Raw genomic sequence first — 20,268 nt, 5'->3', positions numbered from 1 at the left:
CGCTGGAGGTCCTCACCCGCGCCCGCGAGGCCGGCCTCGTCGTGAAGTCCAACCTCATCCTCGGCCTCGGCGAGACCGGCGAGGAGATCAGCGAGGCCCTGCGCGACCTGCACGAGGCGGGCTGCGAACTGATCACCATCACGCAGTACCCCCCGCCACCACCCCGTCGAGCGCTGGGTCAAGCCCCAGGAGTTCGTGGAGCTGAAGGACGAGGCCGACGAGATCGGCTACGCCGGCGTCATGTCCGGCCCGCTGGTGCGCTCGTCCTACCGCGCCGGACGCCTCTACAAGCAGGCGGTCGAGGCCCGCCAGGCGGGCACCTCCTCCGCGGCCTAGACGGCGGCGCCGCCATCGGCGGCGCCGCCTGGGGCGGCCGAGGAGTGAAGAGGATTGTGTGGCGAAGCGGTGAGTGAGCTTCGCCGCACAGGCTTCTTCCGGCTTTGACCCCCCGGACACCGCCTGGTAACACCGTTGCGTGACGCTGTAACCGCGCACCGCGCACGGTTCGAACGAGGCGAGGACTGACGGAGGGGCACAGTGCGGACCACTCTGTGGGCACTGGAAGGTCTGGAGCACATCCTGTTCGGCAGCGGTCGGCGGGTGGCCCGCCGCAACGCGTGGACGGCGGTTCTGGAGGACCGCCGCAGGGCCGACGCCCGCCACGAGGCGGAGAGCTACCTGGCGTCAGCGGCGCGGCCCAAGGCGTCCACGGCCACGTGAGGACGTGAGGGCGCCCTCTCGCGAAGCGTCCCGTTCGCCATCCCGTCCCGCGCCGTACCGCCGCCACAGCGGTGCCGGCTCGCCCGCCACAGCGGTGCCGCCTCGCGCGCGGGCGACGTGGTCAGCGAACGCTCGCGCCAGCCGCCGGGAGGGGACCTGGCCCAGCCGCGGTCCCTCTCCTGCGCGGATGCGCGGACGCGGTGGCCGGGTACATGGCACATGGCCCAGGCCCTGCCCGAAGGTCTCGCGGCGAGGTCCGCGCCCTCCGCCGGCGTCCGTCGGCGCCCGCCCGGCCTCCGCCGGCGCCCGGGCCGGTGGCGCCTCCGTCGGCTCCCGCCCGGCCTCCGTCGGCGCCCGGGCCGGTGGGTCGGGTCCGGCCGGAGGGCTCGCTCCAGCGTGAGGGGGCGGGACGTGCCGCGCCCTCAGCCCCGAGGGGCCGACGCGGGCGGGCGCTGCCGGTCCCGCGTTCTTCCCCGGGCGGGTACGAGGCGCCCTCGCCCGCCGCTGCCGGGACCGCGCCCCCGCCCGCTGCCGGGGCCGCCGGCGACGGTACGGCCGTCGCCGGTCTCGCCGCCCTGGCCCCGGCCGGGCAGCGAGACCACCACCAGCCCCGTCAGCAGCAGCGCGGCACCGCAGGCCGCCCAGCCGCCGAGCCGCTCTCCCAGCAGTACGAAGCCGAGCACGGTGGCCACCAGCGGCTCGGCCAGGCTCAGCGTTCCCGCGGTCGCCGCGCTGACCCTGGCCACTCCGCGGGTGAACAGCAGATAGCCCAGCGCCGTCGTCCCCAGCCCCAGCCAGCCGATCAGCGCCATCGACCGGAACTCGGCGATCCCCTCGGGCGCGGCGAACAGCCAGGGGGAGACGACGAGCCCCGCGCACAGCACACTCGCCGGCGCGGCGGCCGCGGTGTCGGCCCCGCGCCGCGCGAGCTGCTTGGTGGCCGCGATGTACGTGCCGAAGCTCGCCCCCGACACCACCCCCAGCAGCACTCCGGCCACCTCGGCCCGCGCCGCCTCACCCGGCATCAGCAGCATCCCGACGCCCGCGACCGCGCACACCGTGCCGCACCACCAGGCGGCCCCGCCCCGCTCGCCGTCCAGCCCGCGCGCCCACAACCCGGACACGAGGGGCACCGTTCCGAAGGTCACGGCCGTCGCCAGCGCGGCCCCCGTACGGTCCACCGCCTCCAGGAAGCAGGCCTGAAACACCGCGGTGACCAGTACGCTCACCAGCATCCAGGACCGGGCCCCGGGTCTCCACAGCGTCCGCAGCCCAGCGCACCGGACCGTGAACAGCCCCAGCACCAGGCCCCCCAGCAGCATCCGGCACGCCCCCAGGCTCACCGGCGCCACTCCCGTGTCCGCCAAGAGCTGCGCCGGGCCGACCGTCCCCCACAGCACCGCCGCCGCCAGCAGGGACACCATCCCATTCGCCATACGTCTCGATCCGACAAGCCGGGCAGGATCCGCAGTACCACCCGACTGCGGCGGAACACCCGGCACTCCCTGGCGGCGACGGTAACGTTCCGTGCGCGGGCGACCCCATGGGGGAAAGGCACCAACTCCGCGCCCGCGAGGGCGAAGGGAACGGTGCCATCGCACAAGGGGCCACCGGAGGACCACGGACCGCCACGAAAGGGGGCACGGGGACCGGGCGCGGAAACCGCCCGGCACCAGCGACTCCCGTGGTTCCCCCGGCCGAGAACTCGCCGCCCCCCGCCGCCCCGTAAACTTCACCGCATGGCGAGGAAGGACAACACCGAGAACCCTGGGCGGCTCAAGCAGATCGCCCAGACGTACAAGATGACCCGGCGCGTGGACCGGAAGATCGGTTGGATCCTGGCCGGCGTGGGGCTTGTCACCTTCGGTGTACTCCTCGCGATCGGCTTCCTGATCGGTCACCCGGTCTACCTGGGCATCGTGGGCGTGCTCCTGGGCCTGCTGGCGTGCGCGATCGTCTTCGGGCGCCGCGCCGAGCGGGCCGCTTTCGGACAGATGGAGGGCCAGCCGGGGGCCGCGGCCGCCGTACTGGAGAACATCGGCCGGGGCTGGCAGGTCACCCCGGCCGTGGCGATGAACCGCAGCCAGGACATCGTCCACCGGGCCGTCGGCAAGGCCGGCATCGTTCTGGTCGGCGAGGGCAACCCGAACCGGCTGCGCGGACTGCTGGCCTCCGAGAAGAAGAAGATGAACCGCGTGGTCGGCGACGTGCCCGTGCACACGATGGTCGTCGGCGACGGCGAGGACCAGGTCGAGCTCAAGAAGCTCCGCGTGAAGATGATGAAGCTGCCCCGCACGCTCCAGGGCCAGCAGGTCACCCAGATCAACGACCGGCTCCGCGCGCTCGGCGACCTGATGAGCAACATGCCCATCCCGAAGGGGCCGATGCCCAAGGGCATGAAGCTTCCGAAGGGCCCGCAGGGCCGCTGACGAGGCCTGCCCGACCGACGGAGACACACACGAGGAGACCCGCGAGCCCACGAGGAGGGGGCGGGACCGCGCGCCTGCGGTCCCGCCCCCTCCTCGCGCTGTGGCGGGCTTCCCCGGACCGTGGGCTCCTCGGGCCGGGGGCTTTCTCGGGCCGTGGACTGTTCGGGCTGCGGGGGCCGCAGCCGTGAGCCCCTCCAGGGGTGCCCGGGTCCGTACGCGCTTGCGAGATGCGTGCTGTCAGCTACGCCGGCTGTCAGCGGCGTCAGCTATGGCGGCTGTCAGCGGCGTCGGCTCTCAGCCACGTCGGCTGCTCTCAGCCACGTCGGCTCTCAGCCACGTACCTGGACGGACCCCGAGAGCCGGTCGTGGAGGCCCCGGTTGTCGCGGTCCCAGATGAGCGCAGGGATGGCGATGCCGAGCAGCACCGTCCGCACCACCGTGCGCCACATCGGCAGCTTGCCGAGCCCGTCGAGAGCCACGACGCGCAGCCCCAGCAGCCGTTTGCCAGGGGTGCTGCCGACCGTGCCGACCGTCAGCACACTCATGACGACGAAGACGACCAGCGCCCAGTCGCTGGTGCCCTCCAGCTTCCGGCCGGCCAGCAGCGCGAAGGCGATGAGCGCGCAGAGCGCCCAGTCGATGAAGAGGGCACCGACCCGGCGGCCGACCGGCGCGAGGGAACCCGGCCCCTCCTCGGGCAGGCCGAGCCGCTTGCCGCGGTAACCGAACTCGGCTCCCATGTCCGCAGCCGCTGCGCGCGGACCTGACAGCCACGACCCGATTGCTTCCCTGTTGTCCACCCGTCAACGGTATCGCGCCGATTTTTGGCCACTGCTCCCGGCCGCCGAGAAAGCGGGCCGTCGCCGGGCCGGGCCGGGCCGTCGAAGGGCGGGGCCACGCTGCGGATCGTGAGGACGGCACTCCGCATGGTGAGGGCCCGGGAGGTCGCCCGGCGATTAACATCGGCGAAACAAATGAGTCATGCTGGAGAAATGGCCCCTGCCTAGGGTCGGTGCCAGGCGAGCGGCCCCGTGCCGCAGCCGGAGCCGGAGCAAGCCCGTCCCGACGCGGCGGGACTAGGAGGATGGATGTTCCAGAACGCCGACGAGGCCAAGAAGTACATCGCGGACAACGACATCAAGTTCATCGATGTCCGGTTCTGCGACCTGCCCGGCGTCATGCAGCACTTCGCCGTGCCGGCGGAGACCTTCGACCCGACCGAGAGCCTGATGTTCGACGGCTCGTCGATCCGCGGCTTCCAGGCGATCCACGAGTCCGACATGGCCCTCGTCCCGGACCTGTCCACCGCGCGCCTGGACCCGTTCCGCTCCGAGAAGCACCTCAACATCAACTTCTTCATCCACGACCCGATCACCGGCGAGCAGTACAGCCGCGACCCGCGGAACGTGGCGAAGAAGGCCGAGGCCTACCTCGCCTCCTCCGGCATCGCCGACACCGCGTTCTTCGGCCCGGAAGCCGAGTTCTACGTCTTCGACGACGTCCGCTTCGAGACGAAGGCGAACGCGGGCTACTACCACATCGACTCCGAGGCGGGCGCCTGGAACACCGGCGCCATCGAGTCCGGCGGCAACCGCGGCTACAAGGTCCGCTACAAGGGCGGCTACTTCCCCGCTCCGCCGGTCGACCACTTCGCCGACCTGCGCGCCGAGATCTCCCTGGAGCTGGCCCGGGCAGGCCTGGAGGTCGAGCGCCAGCACCACGAGGTCGGCACCGCGGGCCAGGCGGAGATCAACTACAAGTTCAACACGCTGCTGGCCGCCGCCGACGACCTGATGCTGTTCAAGTACATCGTCAAGAACACGGCCTGGCGCAACGGCAAGACCGCCACCTTCATGCCCAAGCCGATCTTCGGTGACAACGGCTCCGGCATGCACGTCCACCAGTCCCTGTGGACCGGCGGAGAGCCCCTCTTCCACGACGAGCAGGGCTACGCGGGCCTCTCCGACACCGCCCGCTACTACATCGGCGGCATCCTGCGCCACGCACCGTCGCTGCTGGCCTTCACCAACCCGACGGTGAACTCCTACCACCGCCTGGTCCCCGGCTTCGAGGCCCCGGTCAACCTGGTCTACTCGCAGCGCAACCGCTCCGCCGCGATGCGCATCCCGATCACGGGCTCCAACCCCAAGGCCAAGCGCGTCGAGTTCCGCGCCCCCGACCCGTCCTCCAACCCGTACCTCGCCTTCTCGGCGCTGCTCCTCGCGGGCCTGGACGGCATCAAGAACAAGATCGAGCCGGCCGAGCCCATCGACAAGGACCTCTACGAGCTCGCCCCCGAAGAGCACGCCGGCGTGCCCCAGGTCCCCACCTCCCTCCCGGCCGTCCTCGAAGCCCTCGAGGCCGACAACGAGTACCTCCAGGCCGGCGGCGTCTTCACCTCCGACCTCATCGAGACCTGGATCGACTACAAGCGCACCAACGAAATCGCCCCCATGCAGCTGCGGCCCCACCCGCACGAGTTCGAGCTGTACTTCGACCTCTAAAGGGCCGCACGTCGGAGCAGGGCGCTCCGGCTAGTGCTGTACGTGGCCGTGGGCCGCTCCTCCCGGGAAGGGAAGGGCGGCCCGTAGTCGCTCCGCAGCGGTGTGTCGCAAGCAAGGGCGGAGCGCCCGTATCAGGGGCGCCCCGCGCGGAGGTGGCACGAGGCGGCCAGGCAGGAGGCGAGCCAGGTTGCTTCTTCGCGGTTGATGATCAGCCCCGCGACGGTGATCATGCCCTTCAGTTCGCCGTCGGCCCGTATCGAATGGTCGCCGACCCGGTACAGCTCCCAATCCGCGTCGCTGTGCCAGAGCCGGGCAGTCTTTTCTCCTCGGCGCTGGGCGAAGACCATTTCTTCGCCGTGTTCGTTCATGAAGTAGCCGACGTAGTCCTTGTCGGTGATCTCACCGCCGCACAGGTTGGCGAGGAACGGTTCGATCGCGGGCGGTGTGTCGTTCACGTGGTGGGCTCCTCGTCGTCATCGTGGCCCCGCCGTGCCGACGAGAGCGCCAGCATGCGGTCCGCGGAATCCATCAGGGTCTCGTACGTGACGACCTCTATTCGGGACGAGTGTGTGTTGTACGTCCGCAGCGTCTCCGCGACCTCTTGGGGCGTGATACCTCCGGTCACGTACTGCGGATGACCGATCACGACCGTTGCAGAGGCGCGGCGGGTGTCGACACCGTGGGTGTTCAAGATGCTGCGGCGGTTCTCGTCCATGATCCTGAGGTAGTTCTGCGTCTGGGAAACCGCGTGGTGTACCGGGGCGCCCAGCATCAGATGGCCGTGGAGCCGGATGACCAGGTTCTTGATGTTGGCGCGCTTGAGCTCCACCACGTGCAGCGAACCGTCGCCGCGTAACAGGGGAATGTCGAGGATGGCATCCGGTGTGTACTGACGGCGGGCCAACTCGGCCACGTACGCTCCGCCGAAGATCCATTCCTGTTTCTTGAGGCAGGCGTGGAGCGCGCTCTCGGAGCTGTTCGGGTCGTTCACCGCGGCACCCAGGGCCGCGAGCCCGGCTTGTCTGGCCCGGAGTTCGAGCAACTGGGCCAGCAGCCCGGCGTCCACGTCGGCCAAGACGTCGTTCATCATCCGCGCTACCTCGGGAGAAGCGGGTCGGGGCAGGTTGCGGAGGACTATTTCCATGTGACCGTACTGCTGGAGTCGTCTCGCCTCCCGTGGAGGTAGTTGGATTCCTCCTGCGCCCTTCCCGAGGCTCAGGTAGTCGGCGGAACGGGCGATGCCGCGGAACAGGTCACGGGCGTCGGCGGCAGTCGCGTCCGGGTTCTCCTGACACAGCACATCCAGAGCCGCGACCGCACGATCGGCCCCCATGGCGATCATTCGCCGCATGCCTTCTTCGCTGCGTTGCCGTGCCTCTTCGTCGTAGTAGTGCTCCAGGATCTCCAGGTACAGGTCGCCTCCGGCGTAGGAGGCGAAGTGCTGGAAGCGCCGGGCGATGTCGAAGTCACCGTGGCGAACGGACTCTTGCGCCACGTCCTCCAGCGACGTGACCAACGGCCTGCCTTTGCCGTAATCCCCGCCCACACCGCCCATGAGGTGCAGCACGGCGTCGATCCGCTCCCGTACTCCTGCGTGCTCGGTGAGCTCGCGGGCTTCACCGACCATGCGCCGCAGCGTGAAGCTGGAACGAAAGTTCGTCATGCGGGGAACCTTAGAAGTGGGCACTGACAAAACGGGTTTGGGGGAGCGAGCCTCCCGTGGCGGGAAATAATGCTCTTCTCTCTTCGCCATCGAATTGGGCCGTCGAACGGTTCGGGCGTCACGCGAGCGCACTCACTCTCGCGAGGCCGCTGCAGTTGGCGTGGGCCCACACGCGAGCCCATGCCGTGCACCTCACCGCAGATCTGAAGAAGCGGGGCTCCTACGGCGTCGCCCTGGCGGCGTCGCGCACCGGGTGCGGTGACACCTGGCCGGTTAGCGTCGTCCCGAGCGGCTCTTCCCGCGTGCGGCCTTCTCCTCCGGCGCGGTTCTCGCCCAGACTCGCAGCAACTGGCCTGCGGAGGTTGCGTCCGCGGAGGTGGGTCTGCGGAGGGTGGGGAAGCGTGGCGAGGAAGCGGAAGCGGCGCATGGCTGTGCGGAGGCGGCGGCAGGACCGGCGGAACGCGGCCTTGGGCAGTGGTGCGCTCGCGCTGGTCCTGCTGGTGGCGTTCTGGTCGCAGGTCTGGCCGTATCTTGCGGGCCTCGCCGTCCTCAGCGGTCTCGGGGCTGCGGCGTGGTGGCTGTGGCGCTCGGACCGGCTGATCCGGGCGGGGGACCGGCGGTGGCGGGGCGAGGACGCGGTCCGCGCAGGTCACCGGTCGTTGGCCGATGTGGATGCGATGAGCTGGCAGGAGTTCGAGCGGTACGTGGCGGGGTTGTGCCGCCGCGACGGCTGCACGGACGTCGTGGTGAGCGGCAAGTCCGGCGATCTGGGGGCGGATGTCGTCGCCACCCTGCCCGACGGGCGGCGGCTGGTCGTCCAGTGCAAGCACTACGCCCCGCACCGCTATGTGCCCAGCGGTGACATGCAGAAGTTCGTCGGCACCGCCTGGCTGCACCACAGAGCCGACGTGGCCGTGTTCGCGGCGACCTGCCCCTTCAGCAGGGCCGCGCTCGACCTCGCGGTCCAGCAGGGCGTCCTCGCGGTGCACCGCGATCTGCTGGGGGTGTGGAACACGGGCACTCCGCTGCAGGCCATGCTGCCGCTGAACGGCATGGGTCAGGGCGATCGCGCTCACCGCAGGCGCTGGAGGAACACGTACCGAGCCTGAGCCGGTGGGCCCCGACCGTGCGTGTCAGGGGCGCGCGCAGGCCTGCTCCAGCGCGGCCTGCTCCGGCGAGACCGGCTCCGGCGAGACCGGTTCGAGTGTGGCCCGTTCCGGCGCGGCCGGCTCCAGTGAGGCCGGCTCCGGTGCGGTCGGTGCGGTCGGTGTGGCCGGGGTGTCCGTGGCGTCAGGAAGGGGGCCGGTGCCCAGTTCGGTGGTGGCCCTCTCGACCATGGCGCGCGCGTGGTGGAGGCCGATGCGGGTGAAGGTGTCGCGCAGGTCGGCCAGCTCCGCCCTGGTCGCCGACCGGGGCCTGCCCAGGCGGGCCAGGGACTTGGCGAGGCCGAGCCGGGACAGTGCCGTTCCCCGCTGTTCGTCCATCGCGGAGAACTCCGCCAGCGCCTGCGTGTAGGTGTCCCGGGCTTCCGCGTACCGGCCGGCCCGGTAGAGGACGTTGCCGCGCATCTTGTGGTTGTACGCCAGCGCGCTCGACAGGTGCATGCGCCGGCAGTCGAGTTCCGCCTCGGTGAGCAGGGCGAGGGCGCGCTCGGTGTCTCCGTCGCGTACGGACACCACGTCGGCGATGCCCCTCAGTGCCCAGGCCCGCCCCCGGCGGTCGTCGCCTGCCGCGGCGGTGCGGGCGGCTTCTTCGAAGAGTTCGAGTGCGGTGTCGTAGGAGCCGGTGTTGCGGTGCATCTGCGCTATGCCCTCCAGAGCCCACACGGTGTGCCGCACCTCGCCGCGGCTGCGGGCCTCGGTGAGGAGCTGGTCGTGCAGTGCGCCGACGGCCTCGTAGTCGCCCTGGATGCGGCCGGTCTCGGCGAGGCCGGCGAGCGAGTAGCCGCGGGCCAGCACGTCGTTTCCGCGTTCGCCCAGGTCGGCCGCGCGTTCCAGCAGCCGGTACGCCAGCGGCAGCGCGCCTCGCTGGCGGGCGAGGGTGCCGCCGCTCCACATGGCCCATGCCATCGCCCCGATGTCCTGCGCCGAGCGGGCCGCCCGGTAACTCGCTTTCCACGCCCGGTCGGCTTCCGTGACGTTTCCGAGGCGCCGGTACGCCTCCGCGACGGCGAGCCCGCAGCGTGCCATCTCCTTCGGTTCTCCGGCCTCCTCGGCTGCCCGAAGCTCACGCGACCCCTTGGTCAGTACGTCGGACAGTGACGAGTTCACGGACAGCGAGCCGAGGGCGCCCTGGTACTCGGGAGCGAACGCCTTGTCTCCCGCGTGGGTGGTTCGGGTCGGGTTCTGCCGGGTCGTCTGTGCCATGTGCGCCACCGCCGTGCTCGTCTGCTCGTTCGCTCTTGCCGGTCCGACGCTATGGGCGTGGCGGGTCCCGCCGAATCCGTCTTCCCGCTGGTCAACGGGTCCTACTTGAGAGCTACGTGAGGGCGCCCGCTCGTGTGCGAGGCGTACGGGACGGTGCCTGCCCGCTCGGTGCTCCCGGGCGGGACGGGGTGCTCCCGGGCGGGACGGTGCTGCCCGTCACTTCTCGGTGGCCGGCAGGGGGCGCACGGTCAGGAGCTGCTGGGCGTGGCCGACCGGGCCGTGGAGGTCGTGGAGGACGGTGCTGGTGAGGCCCTGGCCCGTGGGGCCGAAGACGACGGTGGTGTCCAGGCCGGTCCAGGGGCCTTCGGGCTGGCGGTGGAGGTGGAGGGTGAGGTCGACGTTGGGGAACATCCATTCCGTGGGCGGCTGGCGTACGGCGATGCCGTTGGCGGTGTCGACGAGGGCGACGTAGGAGGCCAGCGGGCTGCTGGGCCGGCCCGCCACGAGGTCCAATGAGGTGGAGAGCCAGGCGGTGGTGCGGCCGGGCTGCGGCGGTGCGAGCGGGCGGATGTCCAGGGAGGCGATGTAGCCGCCGGGCCACACGGATTCGAGCGGCCAGCGTGTCAGTTCTTCGGGCGGGGTGAGTGCCGCGGCGCCGCCGCCGGCGACGGCTGTGGTGTCGAGCGTGGCCAGGAGCCAGGCGCGGGCGCGTACCACCGGGCGGTCGGCTATGAGGACGACGGCTTCGAGCAGTTCGATGGTGCGGCCGGGACGGATGCTCTCGACCCGGATCTCGCACTCGTCGAGGGCCAGGCGTCCCAGGATGTCGAAGCTGATCCGGGCGGGGAGCAGGCCGGTGTGCGAGCGGGCCGCCAGGTGGCGGTCCATGGCGTGGACGATCAGGCCGCCGAGGGGGCTGAAGTGCTGTTCCTCGGTGTTCCATGCTCCGCTCGCGTGCCGGGTGGGCTTGTAGCGGTGCTCGTCGATGGGCTCGTAGTAGCTGTCGGGGGTCGGCGTGCCGGGCTGCAACGGGGTTCTCCTCGGGGCGGGCTGGACGGTGGGTGGTCGGTGGCCGGCCGGTGGGTGGCCGGTGGGTGCGACGGGCGTGTGGCCGCCACGGGGCGGGGGCCCTGGCGCGGTTGTCGCCCGGGTGGGCCGATCACATGATCGGAATGGCGAGGGTTAGCATATGAGCACCGCCTAGCTCGAAAGTGAAAACTGTGACTGTCAACGAGGACGCGTTCACCAACTGGAAGCACCGCGAGGAAATCGCGGAGTCGATGATCCCGATCATCGGGAAGCTGCACCGCGAGCGGGACGTCACCGTCCTGCTGCACAGCCGCTCCCTGGTGAACAAGTCGGTGATCAGCATCCTCAAGACCCACAGGTTCGCCCGGCAGATCGCCGGCGCGGAGCTGTCGGTCACCGAGACGCTGCCGTTTCTGCAGGCCCTGACCACGCTCGACCTGGGCCCCTCCCAGATCGACATCGGCATGCTCGCCGCCACCCACAGGGCCGACGACCGCGGTCTGTCGGTGGCCGAGTTCACCGCGGAGGCCGTGGCCGGGGCGACGGGCGCCAACAAGATCGACCGCCGCCAGGCGAGGGATGTGGTCCTCTACGGGTTCGGCCGTATCGGCCGCCTCCTGGCCCGTCTGCTGATCGAGAAGGCGGGCTCCGGCAACGGTCTGCGGCTGCGGGCCGTCGTCGTACGCAAGTCCGCGGGCCAGTCCGCCCAGGATCTGGTCAAGCGGGCCTCGCTGCTGCGTCGTGACTCCATCCACGGCCAGTTCCAGGGCACCATCACCGTTGACGAGGCCAACAGCACGATCGTCGCCAACGGCAACGCGATCAAGGTGATCTACTCCGACGACCCGACGTCGGTGGACTACACGGAATACGGCATCAAGGACGCCGTCCTCATCGACAACACCGGCAGGTGGCGGGACCGTGAGGGGCTCTCGAAGCACCTGCGCCCCGGCATCGACAAGGTCGTTCTGACCGCGCCGGGCAAGGGCGACGTCCCTAACGTCGTGCACGGCGTCAACCACGACATGATCAAGCCGGACGAGCAGATCATCTCGTGCGCGTCCTGCACCACCAACGCGATCGTTCCGCCGCTGAAGGCGATGGCGGACGAGTACGGGGTGCTGCGCGGCCACGTGGAGACGGTCCACTCGTTCACCAACGACCAGAACCTGCTGGACAACTACCACAAGTCGGACCGCCGCGGGCGCTCGGCGCCGCTCAACATGGTGCTCACCGAGACCGGTGCGGCCTCCGCCGTCGCCAAGGCGTTGCCCGACCTGGACGCGAAGATCACCGGCAGCTCGATCCGTGTCCCCGTGCCGGACGTCTCGATCGCCATCCTCAACCTCCAACTGGCCCGCGAGACCGACCGCAAGGAGGTCCTCGACTACCTCCGTGACGTCTCGCTCACCTCGCCGCTCAAGCGTCAGATCGACTTCACCAGCGCGCCCGACGCGGTCTCCAACGACTTCATCGGCTCGCGCCACGCCTCGATCGTCGACGCCGGCGCCACCAAGGTCGACGGCGACAACGCCATCCTCTACCTGTGGTACGACAACGAGTTCGGCTACTCCTGCCAGGTCGTGCGCGTCGTCCAGTACGTCTCCGGTGCCGAGTACCCGACGTACCCGGCACCGGTGGAGCCGGTGCCCGACCCGGCGAGCTGACCGGTTACGTCCCGAGGTCGCACGCGGTCCCGCCTCACGCGCGGGAGGGGGACCACGTATGGTCCGGCTCCCGTCAGCTCCGGCGGGTTCGCGGGCTCGGTAGCGGCGGCACCGGTTGTAACGCCGACCGTGGCCGGGTGGTCGTGCCGGTGTCGACGGTGGCGCCGGTGGATGGGGCGTCGCAGCGAGGGCCGGATACGTACTCTGCCTCCCCTGGCCCGATTCCGCACGCCGCCGCCCTCTCAGGCGTGGAGGAGCCGTCCGCCAGGTTCACCACGGGTGCGCGACGGGGCGCACCCGTCCGCAGTGTGACCGATATCGTCCGGCCGCCGGTTCTTTGCGGGCCGTCATCCCATTTCCACAGAAAGGCCGCCACCCCTAGAAGGGGAGGCGGCCTTTCTGTGGGTCGACGATCTGACGTCCACGAGGCGCTGTACTGCGGAGAAGACTGGTTGCCCTGCGTGTGCTGAGCATCACTGTCCGGGAGCGCACTGTTGGGCAGAACTCCATTGCCCCGAGGCGCAAGCTCGACATCGCGAGAACGATCTGTGAGCCGTCAGCCCGTGAACAGCACGGGTGACCTTCCTCAGGGAGCAGCGATGCGCGAAACCACGCCTATAGCCGTGACCACCAACCGCTCGTCCGCCCCGGCATCGTGGCGCCTGCTCACGTGTTCACGGTCGGCGGATCTCCGTACCCGGTGGTTCGTTCGGCAGGCTCTGTCGTCCACGACGGGTAGCCGGCGCTGGCAGGAGCGATGACCTCGGCCGACGACACCGAAGGACCGGTCCGACCGGCCTTCCCCACCTTCCATGGCAATCACCAGCACCTCGACCACGGTGTGGCGTTGTTGACCGGTGACGTGACGGGAGGTTTCCACTACCACGCGGCCCACGGCGAAAGCGAGCGACAAGACGCGGATGCCGCGGCACGCGGTCCTGACCGGGCACATCCGGCGCTGCGGACCAGCGTGGCCCGGCTGGGGCGCGCCTGTGGCCGTTGCACCGAGGCGCTGGCCCAAGCCCGCGCTTTCCACCAGCGAGGAGGATGTTCGTGACACTGATCCGCTTCAACGGTGTCTTCGATGCCGTCGAGGAGCAGTTCTCGGCGTCGCTGAGCGGCATGCCGAGCATGTTCGAAGTCCGTGCCGGAGGTGAGACCTGCTGGCTGTCGCCCGATGAGGCCCGACGGCTCGTCCGTGACTCCGCGTTCGGCGCTCCGCTGGCCTCAGCTGTCTGGCGGCGGGCGATCGAGCAGGCGCAGCGGCCGGCACAGGACGAGGACGGCACGGCTTGGACGCTGTTCGTCGTGTGGCTGTGCCTGCCGGGTCTGCGGCACTTGGCCCACCGGGTGTTGTCGCGTTTTCCGGTCGATCGTGCGGAGGTGGAGGCGGAAGCCCTCGCTGCGGTCCTCGAGGAGATCGCCGTGGTAGACCCGGCAGGTGACTGCGTCGGAGACCGGTTGGCCAGGCAGGCGCATACGCGAGTGTGGAATTCCGTGCGCCCGACCGCTCGCGAGGTGCCGGTGGCGGACGTCGCGGGGACCGCCGCTGTGCGTGAGCTTTCCGCAACCGACGGGGAGGCACCCCTCACAGCCGAGGCCGCCGAGCGGGACAGGTGGGAGTTGCATCTGACGCCGCTTGCCCGTTCGGGCGGCGTCAGCGCGGGCCTCCGCTTCACCACTTGCAGGAGGCAGATCGAGGGCGAGCGTCTCGGTGCACTGGCGAAAAGACTGGGTCTCCAAGACATCGTCCTCAGTGCCAGGCGGCTCGGGGGTGCCCGGGAAGTTGGGGCCTTGAGGTTGCTTCCTGGGGGAGGTGGACGATGACGGGCCATGAACGGCGCCGGACGCTGACCTTCCCGGAGGTGTTCGACCTGCCGCTGAGCGTCGACCTGCGCACCGCCGCGCGGGCATTCGGAGTGTGCACCGCCACCGCCTACAAGCTCATCCGATGCGAGCGTTTTCCCTGCCCGGTGCTCAGGGTCGGTCGCCAGTACCGCATCCCGACCGCCCACATGCTGAGCGCGCTCGGCATCGAGGAACACCGCGTCTTTGCCGACGATGTGGCGGAGGGGGCCGAGCACGTCGAGGAGCGTCCCGCTTCCCTTCCCGCGACGGAGGACCTCTCATGACTCTCACGCCGGTGCTGGTCCCGGGTGATCAGCCGCAAGAGTCCGACCCGGCATTGACCTGCTTCGTGATCGGGCCCATAGGGGACCGGCACGCACCTCCCGGCAGTCAGGCACTGGCGGCTTACGAAGACTCCTTGGAGATCTTCGAGAAGGTGGTCCTGCTGGCCTGCTCAGCGTTCGGCGTGGTGCCGGTGCGGGCGGACCGCATGAGTGAGATGGGGGACATCACCGAGCAGATCTGCCGCAACGTGCTCCTCGCCGACGTCGTCATCGCGGACGTCAGCGGTGGCAACGCCAACGTGATGTACGAGCTCGGTATGCGGCATGTCAGTGGCAAGCCCACGATCCACATCGGGGAATACGGCCAACTGCCTTTCGACATCTCGCCCATCAGGACCATCCACTTCGTGCGGAGTGCGAGCGGTCTGATCGATGCGCGTAAGGAACTGGAGAGCGCCCTTGAAGGGACGCTCCGCAACGGGTCGGAACCGCTGGCGCCTGCTCGCATTCTCTTCGGACTACAGCCTGCCGAGTCCGGCGATGCGGAGGATGACAGCACCCCAGGGCTGATCGACCGCTTCGCCCGCGTTGAGGAGCAGATGGGAGAGATGACGCAGGACATGGACGCCATCGCGGACGCGCTCAACGCCATCACCGCGAAGACCGAGGAGATCGGGCCGGCGATGGAGCGTGCCTCTCAGCCCGGCTCGTCGGCCGGCGCCCGGCTCGCGGTGATGCGGCGGTACGCGGCGGCGGTCGGCCAGCCGGCTGCCGACCTCAAGGTGTGCGCGGCTCGGTTCACCGGAAAGATGGTGGAGATGGACGAAGCGGTACACGCCGCCCTGGACTATGTGGAGGCCACTCCGGCGGAGGACCGGGACACCGAGACGAAGAGTTTCCTCAAGGACCTATCCGTCACGTTCGAGTCCGCCAGGGAAGGTGTGACAGGCCTCACCTCCTTCGGCGCGCTGGTCGAAGGGCTGATGGAACTCAGCCGTGACATGCGAGGTCCGGCCAAGGACATCTCGTCCGCGATGAAGCAGGTCGGCCAGGCGGTGGCCCGAGTCGAGCGTTGGGAGGAGCGGGCCCGGGCCCTGATGTAGTGGAACGGCCGGGTCCGGGGGCGGTGCAGCCTGCGGGCCCGGCCGTCTTCTGGCCGTGTCCGGTCGAGTGTGTGGTGCAGTTCCTCGGTCGCGTGCACGGCGTGGCCCGGGCCGGGGTACGGATTCTCCAACCGCACGCCGCGTGCGGCATTAGGAGGGGGAGGGCGGACATGCTGTCGGACGAGGTGTGGCGAGATGTGACGGCGCAGGGGCGGGTACAGCGCTACCGCGCACGCGAACGGATGCTCCGGCAGGGGGAGCCCGGGGCATGCTTGCTCGCGCTGACCGACGGCCTGACCAAGGTCGTGCGCCGGGAGAACGACGGGGCCACCACCTGGCTGGCGTTTCGGGGGCCGGGTGAGCTGCTGGGTGAGATGTCGGTCTTCGACGGCACCGTGCGCACCGCGGACGTGTACGCGCTTACGCCGTGCTCCACGGTGAAGCTTGAAGCCGGACGATTCCGCCGCTACGTCGAACAGCGCGGATTGGTCATGCCGTTGATGCAGCAGACGTTGCAGCGGATGCGGGAGTCGGATCAGCACCGTGCCGAGCTGCTGACCCTTCCGGTGATCGTCCGGCTGGCCCGTTCGCTGTTCCGGCTGGCGGAGCTGGGAGACCACAGCAGGCCGGGCAGACAGCTCAGACTCACCGGACTGACCCAGGAGGAGATCGCCCAGGCCATCGGCGTCACCCGCAACTGCGCGCTGCGCGGACTACGCGAATTACGGAGAGCCGGCGTTTTGGAGACCGCGCGCCGAGTAGTCGTGATCACCGACCCGGAGGCCCTTCGGGACTGGGCGGCCTTCGATCAGTACTCAGTGATGTGAGGTGAGCCACCGGCGGAGCGCACCGCGGTGTGCACTGCTCTCGTGCGCCCTCGGAGAAGCTCGATGCAGTCGCCTTGCGGCGCACCACATCGGACGCCTCCGACCGAGGGAGTTCCCATGCCCACATCCATGTCGCAGCCCCACTCCGAAAGCCGCGCTCTGCCGCCCTACCGAGGTCTCTTCGCGGTCGATGCGAAAGACTTCACAGGGCTGCCTGCGGTACAGCACGGCCCCGTAAGCCAGCTGATCCCCGAGCTCGTCGATCATGCGCTCGGACGGGCGGGCCTCGCCGAGTTGAGGGAGGGCAAGAGGTTCCCTGCCAACACGGGGGACGGCATTGTGTTCGGCTTCGATCCCGAGAAGTTGCCCTTCCTCATCTGGCCGCTCCTGCCGGTGCTCGACGAGGTGTTGGCCACGTACAACCAGCAGACTGTCGGGCCCCGTATCCGGCTGCGGGCGAGTGTGCACGTCGGACCGCTGCCGGATGCCGGCGGTCCCGGGGACGGGAACGGCACGCCGCGCAACGACACGCACCGGCTGCTGGACTCCCGGCCGGTCAAGGCAGTCCTCGCCGCCGCCAGCCCGGAGACCACCCACCTGGCCGCGGTGTTCTCCAGCAGGGTCTGGGAGGACGTGGTGCTGGCCGGCTACACCGGGTTGCACCCCGATCGCTGTATCGAGGTGCCGGCCACGGTGGAAGGCAAGAGCTTCACGCAACAGGCGTGGCTCTTCGTGCCGACACCCTCCGGCAACCTGCTGGAGGCCGGGATTCTTCCGGCGGCCCAGCCCGCCGAAACCTCCGACACCGAACCTCGGCACGGTGGAGGCCCCGGCAATGGGGCGCGCTACAGCGGCAACACCCAGCACGTCATCGAGGGCGCTGCCCTCATGGGGGACGTCGGCGGCGACTTCACCTACACGGGAGGCGCCAGCTACCGCGCGGCCAACCAGCACTGGGGTGACGGAGACAACGTCTCGGGTGACAAGCACACCGGCGGTAAGGGCCAGGCATGAGCACCGAACAGGTCGCCGTGCCGCCGGCACTCGCGGAACCACACGTGAGCGCCGAGGCGTCGATGCCTGGCTTGTCGCCTGGCACATCGTACGACGGCAACCGGCAGAGGGTGGGCCGCGGAGTCGCGGTCATGAGTGTCGGCGGAGATCTCAACGTCTTCGCCGGTTCCGACCCGTCCGACGAGGCGGCGACCGAGCGCGTCCTGCCGCCCCGGTTCCGGGAGGGGCCCTACCCCGCCCAGGAGATCGCCAAGAAGCTCCGCGGCTTCATCGCACCCCCGGTGTTCGACAGGTGCCTGGACATCCTGGGAAGCCCAGGCCAGGGCAGAGGCCGCGTGCTGCTCCTGCGCGGTGGCGGGGGCGACGGAGCCACCACAACGGCCTTCGCCCTGCTGCGGTACTGGCACGGCGAGGACGGCGTGACCGGGTTGGACACCGATGAAGATCCGGCCGCCTGGACGCCGATAGCCTCACGGGGGTACCTGCTACGGAATCTCTCGCAGGCAGCGGCCGACAAACTGACCGAGGTGACCCTCACCACGCTGGCCGATCGCCTTGCGGCAAGCGGGTCCTGCCTCGTCATCACGGTGGGTGGCGACGTCGAATTGGCCAAGGACTCGGGCCCGTGGCAGGTGGAGCACGAGCCGCCACTCGCCCGCGAGGTCGCAGAATCGCACCTGCTGGCAGCGGCGCGTGCGGGAATGCTGACCGCGGCGGAACGGGACCAGGCACTGGGACAGTTGAGTACACCCGCCCTTCGAACACATCTGGACACCGGTCTGCTGCCCCCGGCCGCCGCCGATGTGGCGGAGGCGCTGCGGGAGGCCGCGGTCTCGGGCAAGCAGGTGGACGACGTGCTCGGCAGTCTGCGGCACGGGGACGACAAGTCCGCGGACGATGCCTTGCGCGAAGCGCGTCACAGCGCCGACAGCCTCGCTCTGCTCGCGGCCGTCTCTCTGCTGGAGCGGCAGGACCGCACCGTCGTGGCGCAGTTCGCCGCCACGGTACGTGGTCTGCTCACCGAGTGGACCGGCCCGGAAGGGGGGCGCGGAAGCACGGACTTGCTCGGTACCTCGTTCGAACACCGGCTGAAGCGCGTCGGAGCCGGCACGTTGCCGCCTCGTTTCGTCTCCGCGCCATGGCGCCGTCACCGGATGCAGCCGGTGGCCTTCCACAGCAGGCATCGGGCGACCGCGGTGCTCAGGCGGCTGTGCCTGGACTACGAGGGTTTTACTGATGTGCTGTGGCAGGGACTACACGACCTGCCGTACCAGCCGGGTGTCGACCTGGCCGCCGGAGCAGCACTGGGCCGGGTACTCACATACGCGACCGGGCCCGGTGCCCTGCGCCGACTGCGTACGTTCGCCGAGTCCGCACTGCGTTGGAAGCGGCGCCTGGCAGCGTATGCGATCGGCGAGGTCGGCCAGCACGTGGAACTGGCCGGTGCCACGCACGACCACCTGCGCCAGTGGAGCAGGCAGCGCGACGTCAACATCAGGTGCACTGTCGCCGAAGTGTGCGCGGGCAGTTACGGACTAGCCCGGCCCTCGGCCTCGCTCACGCTGCTGGACAACGTGCTCTCGGGGGAGGGCAGCCCCACGCAGTTGGAGCCTCGCCTGCGCAACGCGGTCACTTTTGCTCTCGGTGTGCTGCTCACCGAGGACGCTAACGTGCCGGCGGTTCTGGATCGACTGGTCGGCTGGCTGGAGATGCCGGTTGGCAGCCTGGGCCACGCGTATGCCGTGCACGCGGTGGACACACTCTGCCGGGAGTCGTTTCCGGGGCCGCGCCAATCGGGTGTACGCCGGATCGGACTGGCTCAGGTGCTGGGCGAGCACTCTTCGCAAGCCATGGCCCTGGTGGCGCTCGGCCTCGACGACTCCGGGACTCATGCGGCGGTGGCAGAGGGCCTGTCAGCCGTCGAGTATGACCCCGCGCAGCGGCGCCGCGCCTCGTTTGAGTCCTTTCTTCGCGCGTTGCCCGCTGTCGCGGACGGCAACCGGGGCGTCACGCGCTTTCTCCTCACCCGCTACCGGCACAACACACTGCCGACGCCAGAAGGGACGCTCTCATGACCGAGTCACTGTACGAGACGACGTCGTCTCCGCTCCTCAGCCTGTTGCGGGCACGCTGGATCCCCAGGGCGGGGCGTGTGCTGGTGCTCCTCGCGGAGGACCGCCCTGACTGCGTTGAGCCCATGGGTGACGACGACACGTGGGGATACCCGCGCCCCGCGTTGGGCGAGGTGCGCCAGGGAGCCTTCTCCCATGCCTGCTGGGTCTCTCTCACCGAGCGGGCGTGCTGGGTGGACCTGCACCAACCGGCTGGCACGGCCGCGTGGCCGGCGTCCTCCCGCCGTCGTGTCGGGTGGCGTGTCTGCGACCCGGTCGCCGTCGTACGCAACCGGGTCATCGAGGCGAACGTTCCCCACCTCGTCTCTGCTCATGTGCGCGACAACGCTCTCGACCCCGGGCCGCACCATCTGCTCAAGCAGCCTCCGCCGGCCTGCGGAACCGTGCCGGTGGGCGCTAGGCCGTTTCTGATGGCTCTTGGACGGTGTCGCGGAGCCAGATGTTGATCGCTGTGACGGCGAGTGTGCCGTTGAAGATGTAGTCGCGCTTGTCGTAGCGGCTGGCCACCGCGCGGTACTGCTTCCACTTGTTGACGCACCGCTCGACGGCACTGCGGCGGCGGTACTGGGTCTTGTCGAAGGCCGGTGGGCGACCGCCGTCCCGTCCCTGCCGCCGACGGTTGGCCCGCTGGTCATCAGGCTGGGCGATGGTCGCTTTGATGCCCCGTCGCCGCAGATAAGCG

General features: G+C 69.9%; 18 protein-coding genes and 2 pseudogenes. 13 read left to right on the top strand and 7 right to left on the bottom strand.

Features of this window, described 5'->3' with window-relative positions:
- Both AB8Z75_RS15080 and AB8Z75_RS15075 read left to right on the top strand, forming a co-directional pair.
- Positions 1 to 336, top strand: a pseudogene (locus tag AB8Z75_RS15080) (lipoyl synthase); the annotation flags it as partial.
- Positions 337 to 537: 201 nt separating this feature from the next.
- A complete protein-coding gene (locus tag AB8Z75_RS15075; protein WP_369202119.1) occupies positions 538 to 720 on the top strand; it encodes a hypothetical protein in 183 nt (60 codons plus the stop codon).
- A gap of 422 nt (positions 721 to 1,142) precedes the next feature.
- On the opposite strand, the gene AB8Z75_RS15070 is transcribed toward AB8Z75_RS15075, so the two are convergent.
- Positions 1,143 to 2,144 carry a DMT family transporter gene (locus AB8Z75_RS15070; protein ID WP_369202117.1) on the bottom strand — a complete coding sequence of 334 codons (1,002 nt, stop codon included), beginning with the start codon at positions 2,142 to 2,144 and terminating at the stop codon, positions 1,143 to 1,145.
- A gap of 315 nt (positions 2,145 to 2,459) precedes the next feature.
- Between AB8Z75_RS15070 and AB8Z75_RS15065 the strand changes: the two genes are divergently transcribed.
- Positions 2,460 to 3,149, top strand: a complete 690-nt coding sequence (locus tag AB8Z75_RS15065) for a DUF4191 domain-containing protein (RefSeq protein ID WP_242750703.1) — start codon at positions 2,460 to 2,462, stop codon at positions 3,147 to 3,149.
- 329 nt (positions 3,150 to 3,478) lie between these two features.
- On the opposite strand, the gene AB8Z75_RS15060 is transcribed toward AB8Z75_RS15065, so the two are convergent.
- Positions 3,479 to 3,949 carry an RDD family protein gene (locus tag AB8Z75_RS15060; RefSeq protein WP_369202115.1) on the bottom strand — a complete coding sequence of 157 codons (471 nt, stop codon included), beginning with the start codon at positions 3,947 to 3,949 and terminating at the stop codon, positions 3,479 to 3,481.
- A 288-nt stretch (positions 3,950 to 4,237) separates the two neighbouring features.
- Between AB8Z75_RS15060 and glnA the strand changes: the two genes are divergently transcribed.
- Positions 4,238 to 5,653 (top strand): type I glutamate--ammonia ligase, encoded by a 1,416-nt coding sequence (gene glnA / locus AB8Z75_RS15055; RefSeq protein ID WP_369202113.1) that lies wholly within the window; start codon positions 4,238 to 4,240, stop codon positions 5,651 to 5,653.
- Between the two features lie 131 nt (positions 5,654 to 5,784).
- Here glnA and AB8Z75_RS15050 read toward each other — a convergent pair whose 3' ends face one another.
- Entirely contained in the window at positions 5,785 to 6,108 is a 324-nt protein-coding gene (locus AB8Z75_RS15050) for a hypothetical protein (protein ID WP_369202111.1), read from the bottom strand.
- Entirely contained in the window at positions 6,105 to 7,316 is a 1,212-nt protein-coding gene (locus AB8Z75_RS15045) for a Shedu anti-phage system protein SduA domain-containing protein (protein ID WP_369202109.1), read from the bottom strand. Before AB8Z75_RS15045 ends, AB8Z75_RS15050 begins: the two co-directional genes overlap by 4 nt.
- Positions 7,317 to 7,741: 425 nt before the next feature.
- On the opposite strand from AB8Z75_RS15045, the gene AB8Z75_RS15040 reads away from it, so the two are divergent.
- Positions 7,742 to 8,425, top strand: a complete 684-nt coding sequence (locus AB8Z75_RS15040; RefSeq protein WP_369202107.1) for a restriction endonuclease — start codon at positions 7,742 to 7,744, stop codon at positions 8,423 to 8,425.
- A gap of 24 nt (positions 8,426 to 8,449) precedes the next feature.
- Here the strand turns inward: AB8Z75_RS15040 and AB8Z75_RS15035 are convergent, their stop codons facing one another.
- Entirely contained in the window at positions 8,450 to 9,682 is a 1,233-nt protein-coding gene (locus AB8Z75_RS15035; protein WP_369202105.1) for a tetratricopeptide repeat protein, read from the bottom strand.
- 216 nt (positions 9,683 to 9,898) lie between these two features.
- Complete coding sequence (locus AB8Z75_RS15030; RefSeq protein WP_369202103.1) at positions 9,899 to 10,711, bottom strand: thioesterase family protein; 813 nt, start codon at positions 10,709 to 10,711, stop codon at positions 9,899 to 9,901.
- A gap of 191 nt (positions 10,712 to 10,902) precedes the next feature.
- Here AB8Z75_RS15030 and AB8Z75_RS15025 point away from each other — a divergent pair, with 191 nt between their 5' ends.
- From AB8Z75_RS15025 to AB8Z75_RS14990, 8 genes are all read left to right on the top strand, one after another.
- Positions 10,903 to 12,378 (top strand): glyceraldehyde-3-phosphate dehydrogenase, encoded by a 1,476-nt coding sequence (locus AB8Z75_RS15025; protein ID WP_369202101.1) that lies wholly within the window; start codon positions 10,903 to 10,905, stop codon positions 12,376 to 12,378.
- Positions 12,379 to 13,135: 757 nt separating this feature from the next.
- Positions 13,136 to 13,435, top strand: a complete 300-nt coding sequence (locus AB8Z75_RS15020; protein ID WP_369202099.1) for a hypothetical protein — start codon at positions 13,136 to 13,138, stop codon at positions 13,433 to 13,435.
- The gene (locus tag AB8Z75_RS15015) at positions 13,432 to 14,205 is read left to right on the top strand and encodes a hypothetical protein (protein ID WP_369202097.1); all 774 of its coding nucleotides are present in this window, start codon (positions 13,432 to 13,434) and stop codon (positions 14,203 to 14,205) included. The genes AB8Z75_RS15020 and AB8Z75_RS15015 overlap by 4 nt, the downstream gene beginning before the upstream one ends.
- Positions 14,202 to 14,510 (top strand): DNA-binding protein, encoded by a 309-nt coding sequence (locus AB8Z75_RS15010; RefSeq protein ID WP_369202095.1) that lies wholly within the window; start codon positions 14,202 to 14,204, stop codon positions 14,508 to 14,510. Before AB8Z75_RS15015 ends, AB8Z75_RS15010 begins: the two co-directional genes overlap by 4 nt.
- Positions 14,507 to 15,613, top strand: coding sequence for a hypothetical protein (locus tag AB8Z75_RS15005; RefSeq protein WP_369202093.1), 1,107 nt, complete (start codon positions 14,507 to 14,509; stop codon positions 15,611 to 15,613). Before AB8Z75_RS15010 ends, AB8Z75_RS15005 begins: the two co-directional genes overlap by 4 nt.
- Before the next feature lie 170 nt (positions 15,614 to 15,783).
- Positions 15,784 to 16,440 (top strand): Crp/Fnr family transcriptional regulator, encoded by a 657-nt coding sequence (locus tag AB8Z75_RS15000; RefSeq protein ID WP_369202091.1) that lies wholly within the window; start codon positions 15,784 to 15,786, stop codon positions 16,438 to 16,440.
- Positions 16,441 to 16,557: 117 nt separating this feature from the next.
- Positions 16,558 to 17,454, top strand: coding sequence for a hypothetical protein (locus AB8Z75_RS14995; RefSeq protein WP_369202089.1), 897 nt, complete (start codon positions 16,558 to 16,560; stop codon positions 17,452 to 17,454).
- Positions 17,455 to 17,585: 131 nt separating this feature from the next.
- Positions 17,586 to 19,529 (top strand): hypothetical protein, encoded by a 1,944-nt coding sequence (locus AB8Z75_RS14990; protein WP_369202087.1) that lies wholly within the window; start codon positions 17,586 to 17,588, stop codon positions 19,527 to 19,529.
- 453 nt (positions 19,530 to 19,982) lie between these two features.
- Here the strand turns inward: AB8Z75_RS14990 and AB8Z75_RS14985 are convergent.
- Positions 19,983 to 20,268: pseudogene (locus AB8Z75_RS14985) on the bottom strand (IS5/IS1182 family transposase); the annotation flags it as partial.

Origin of the sequence: Streptomyces sp. PU-14G, assembly GCF_041028275.1 — a bacterium.
GTDB lineage: Bacteria > Actinomycetota > Actinomycetes > Streptomycetales > Streptomycetaceae > Streptomyces.
Note: the sequence above shows the minus strand (reverse complement) of the source record. Positions and strands in the feature narration are given on the sequence as shown.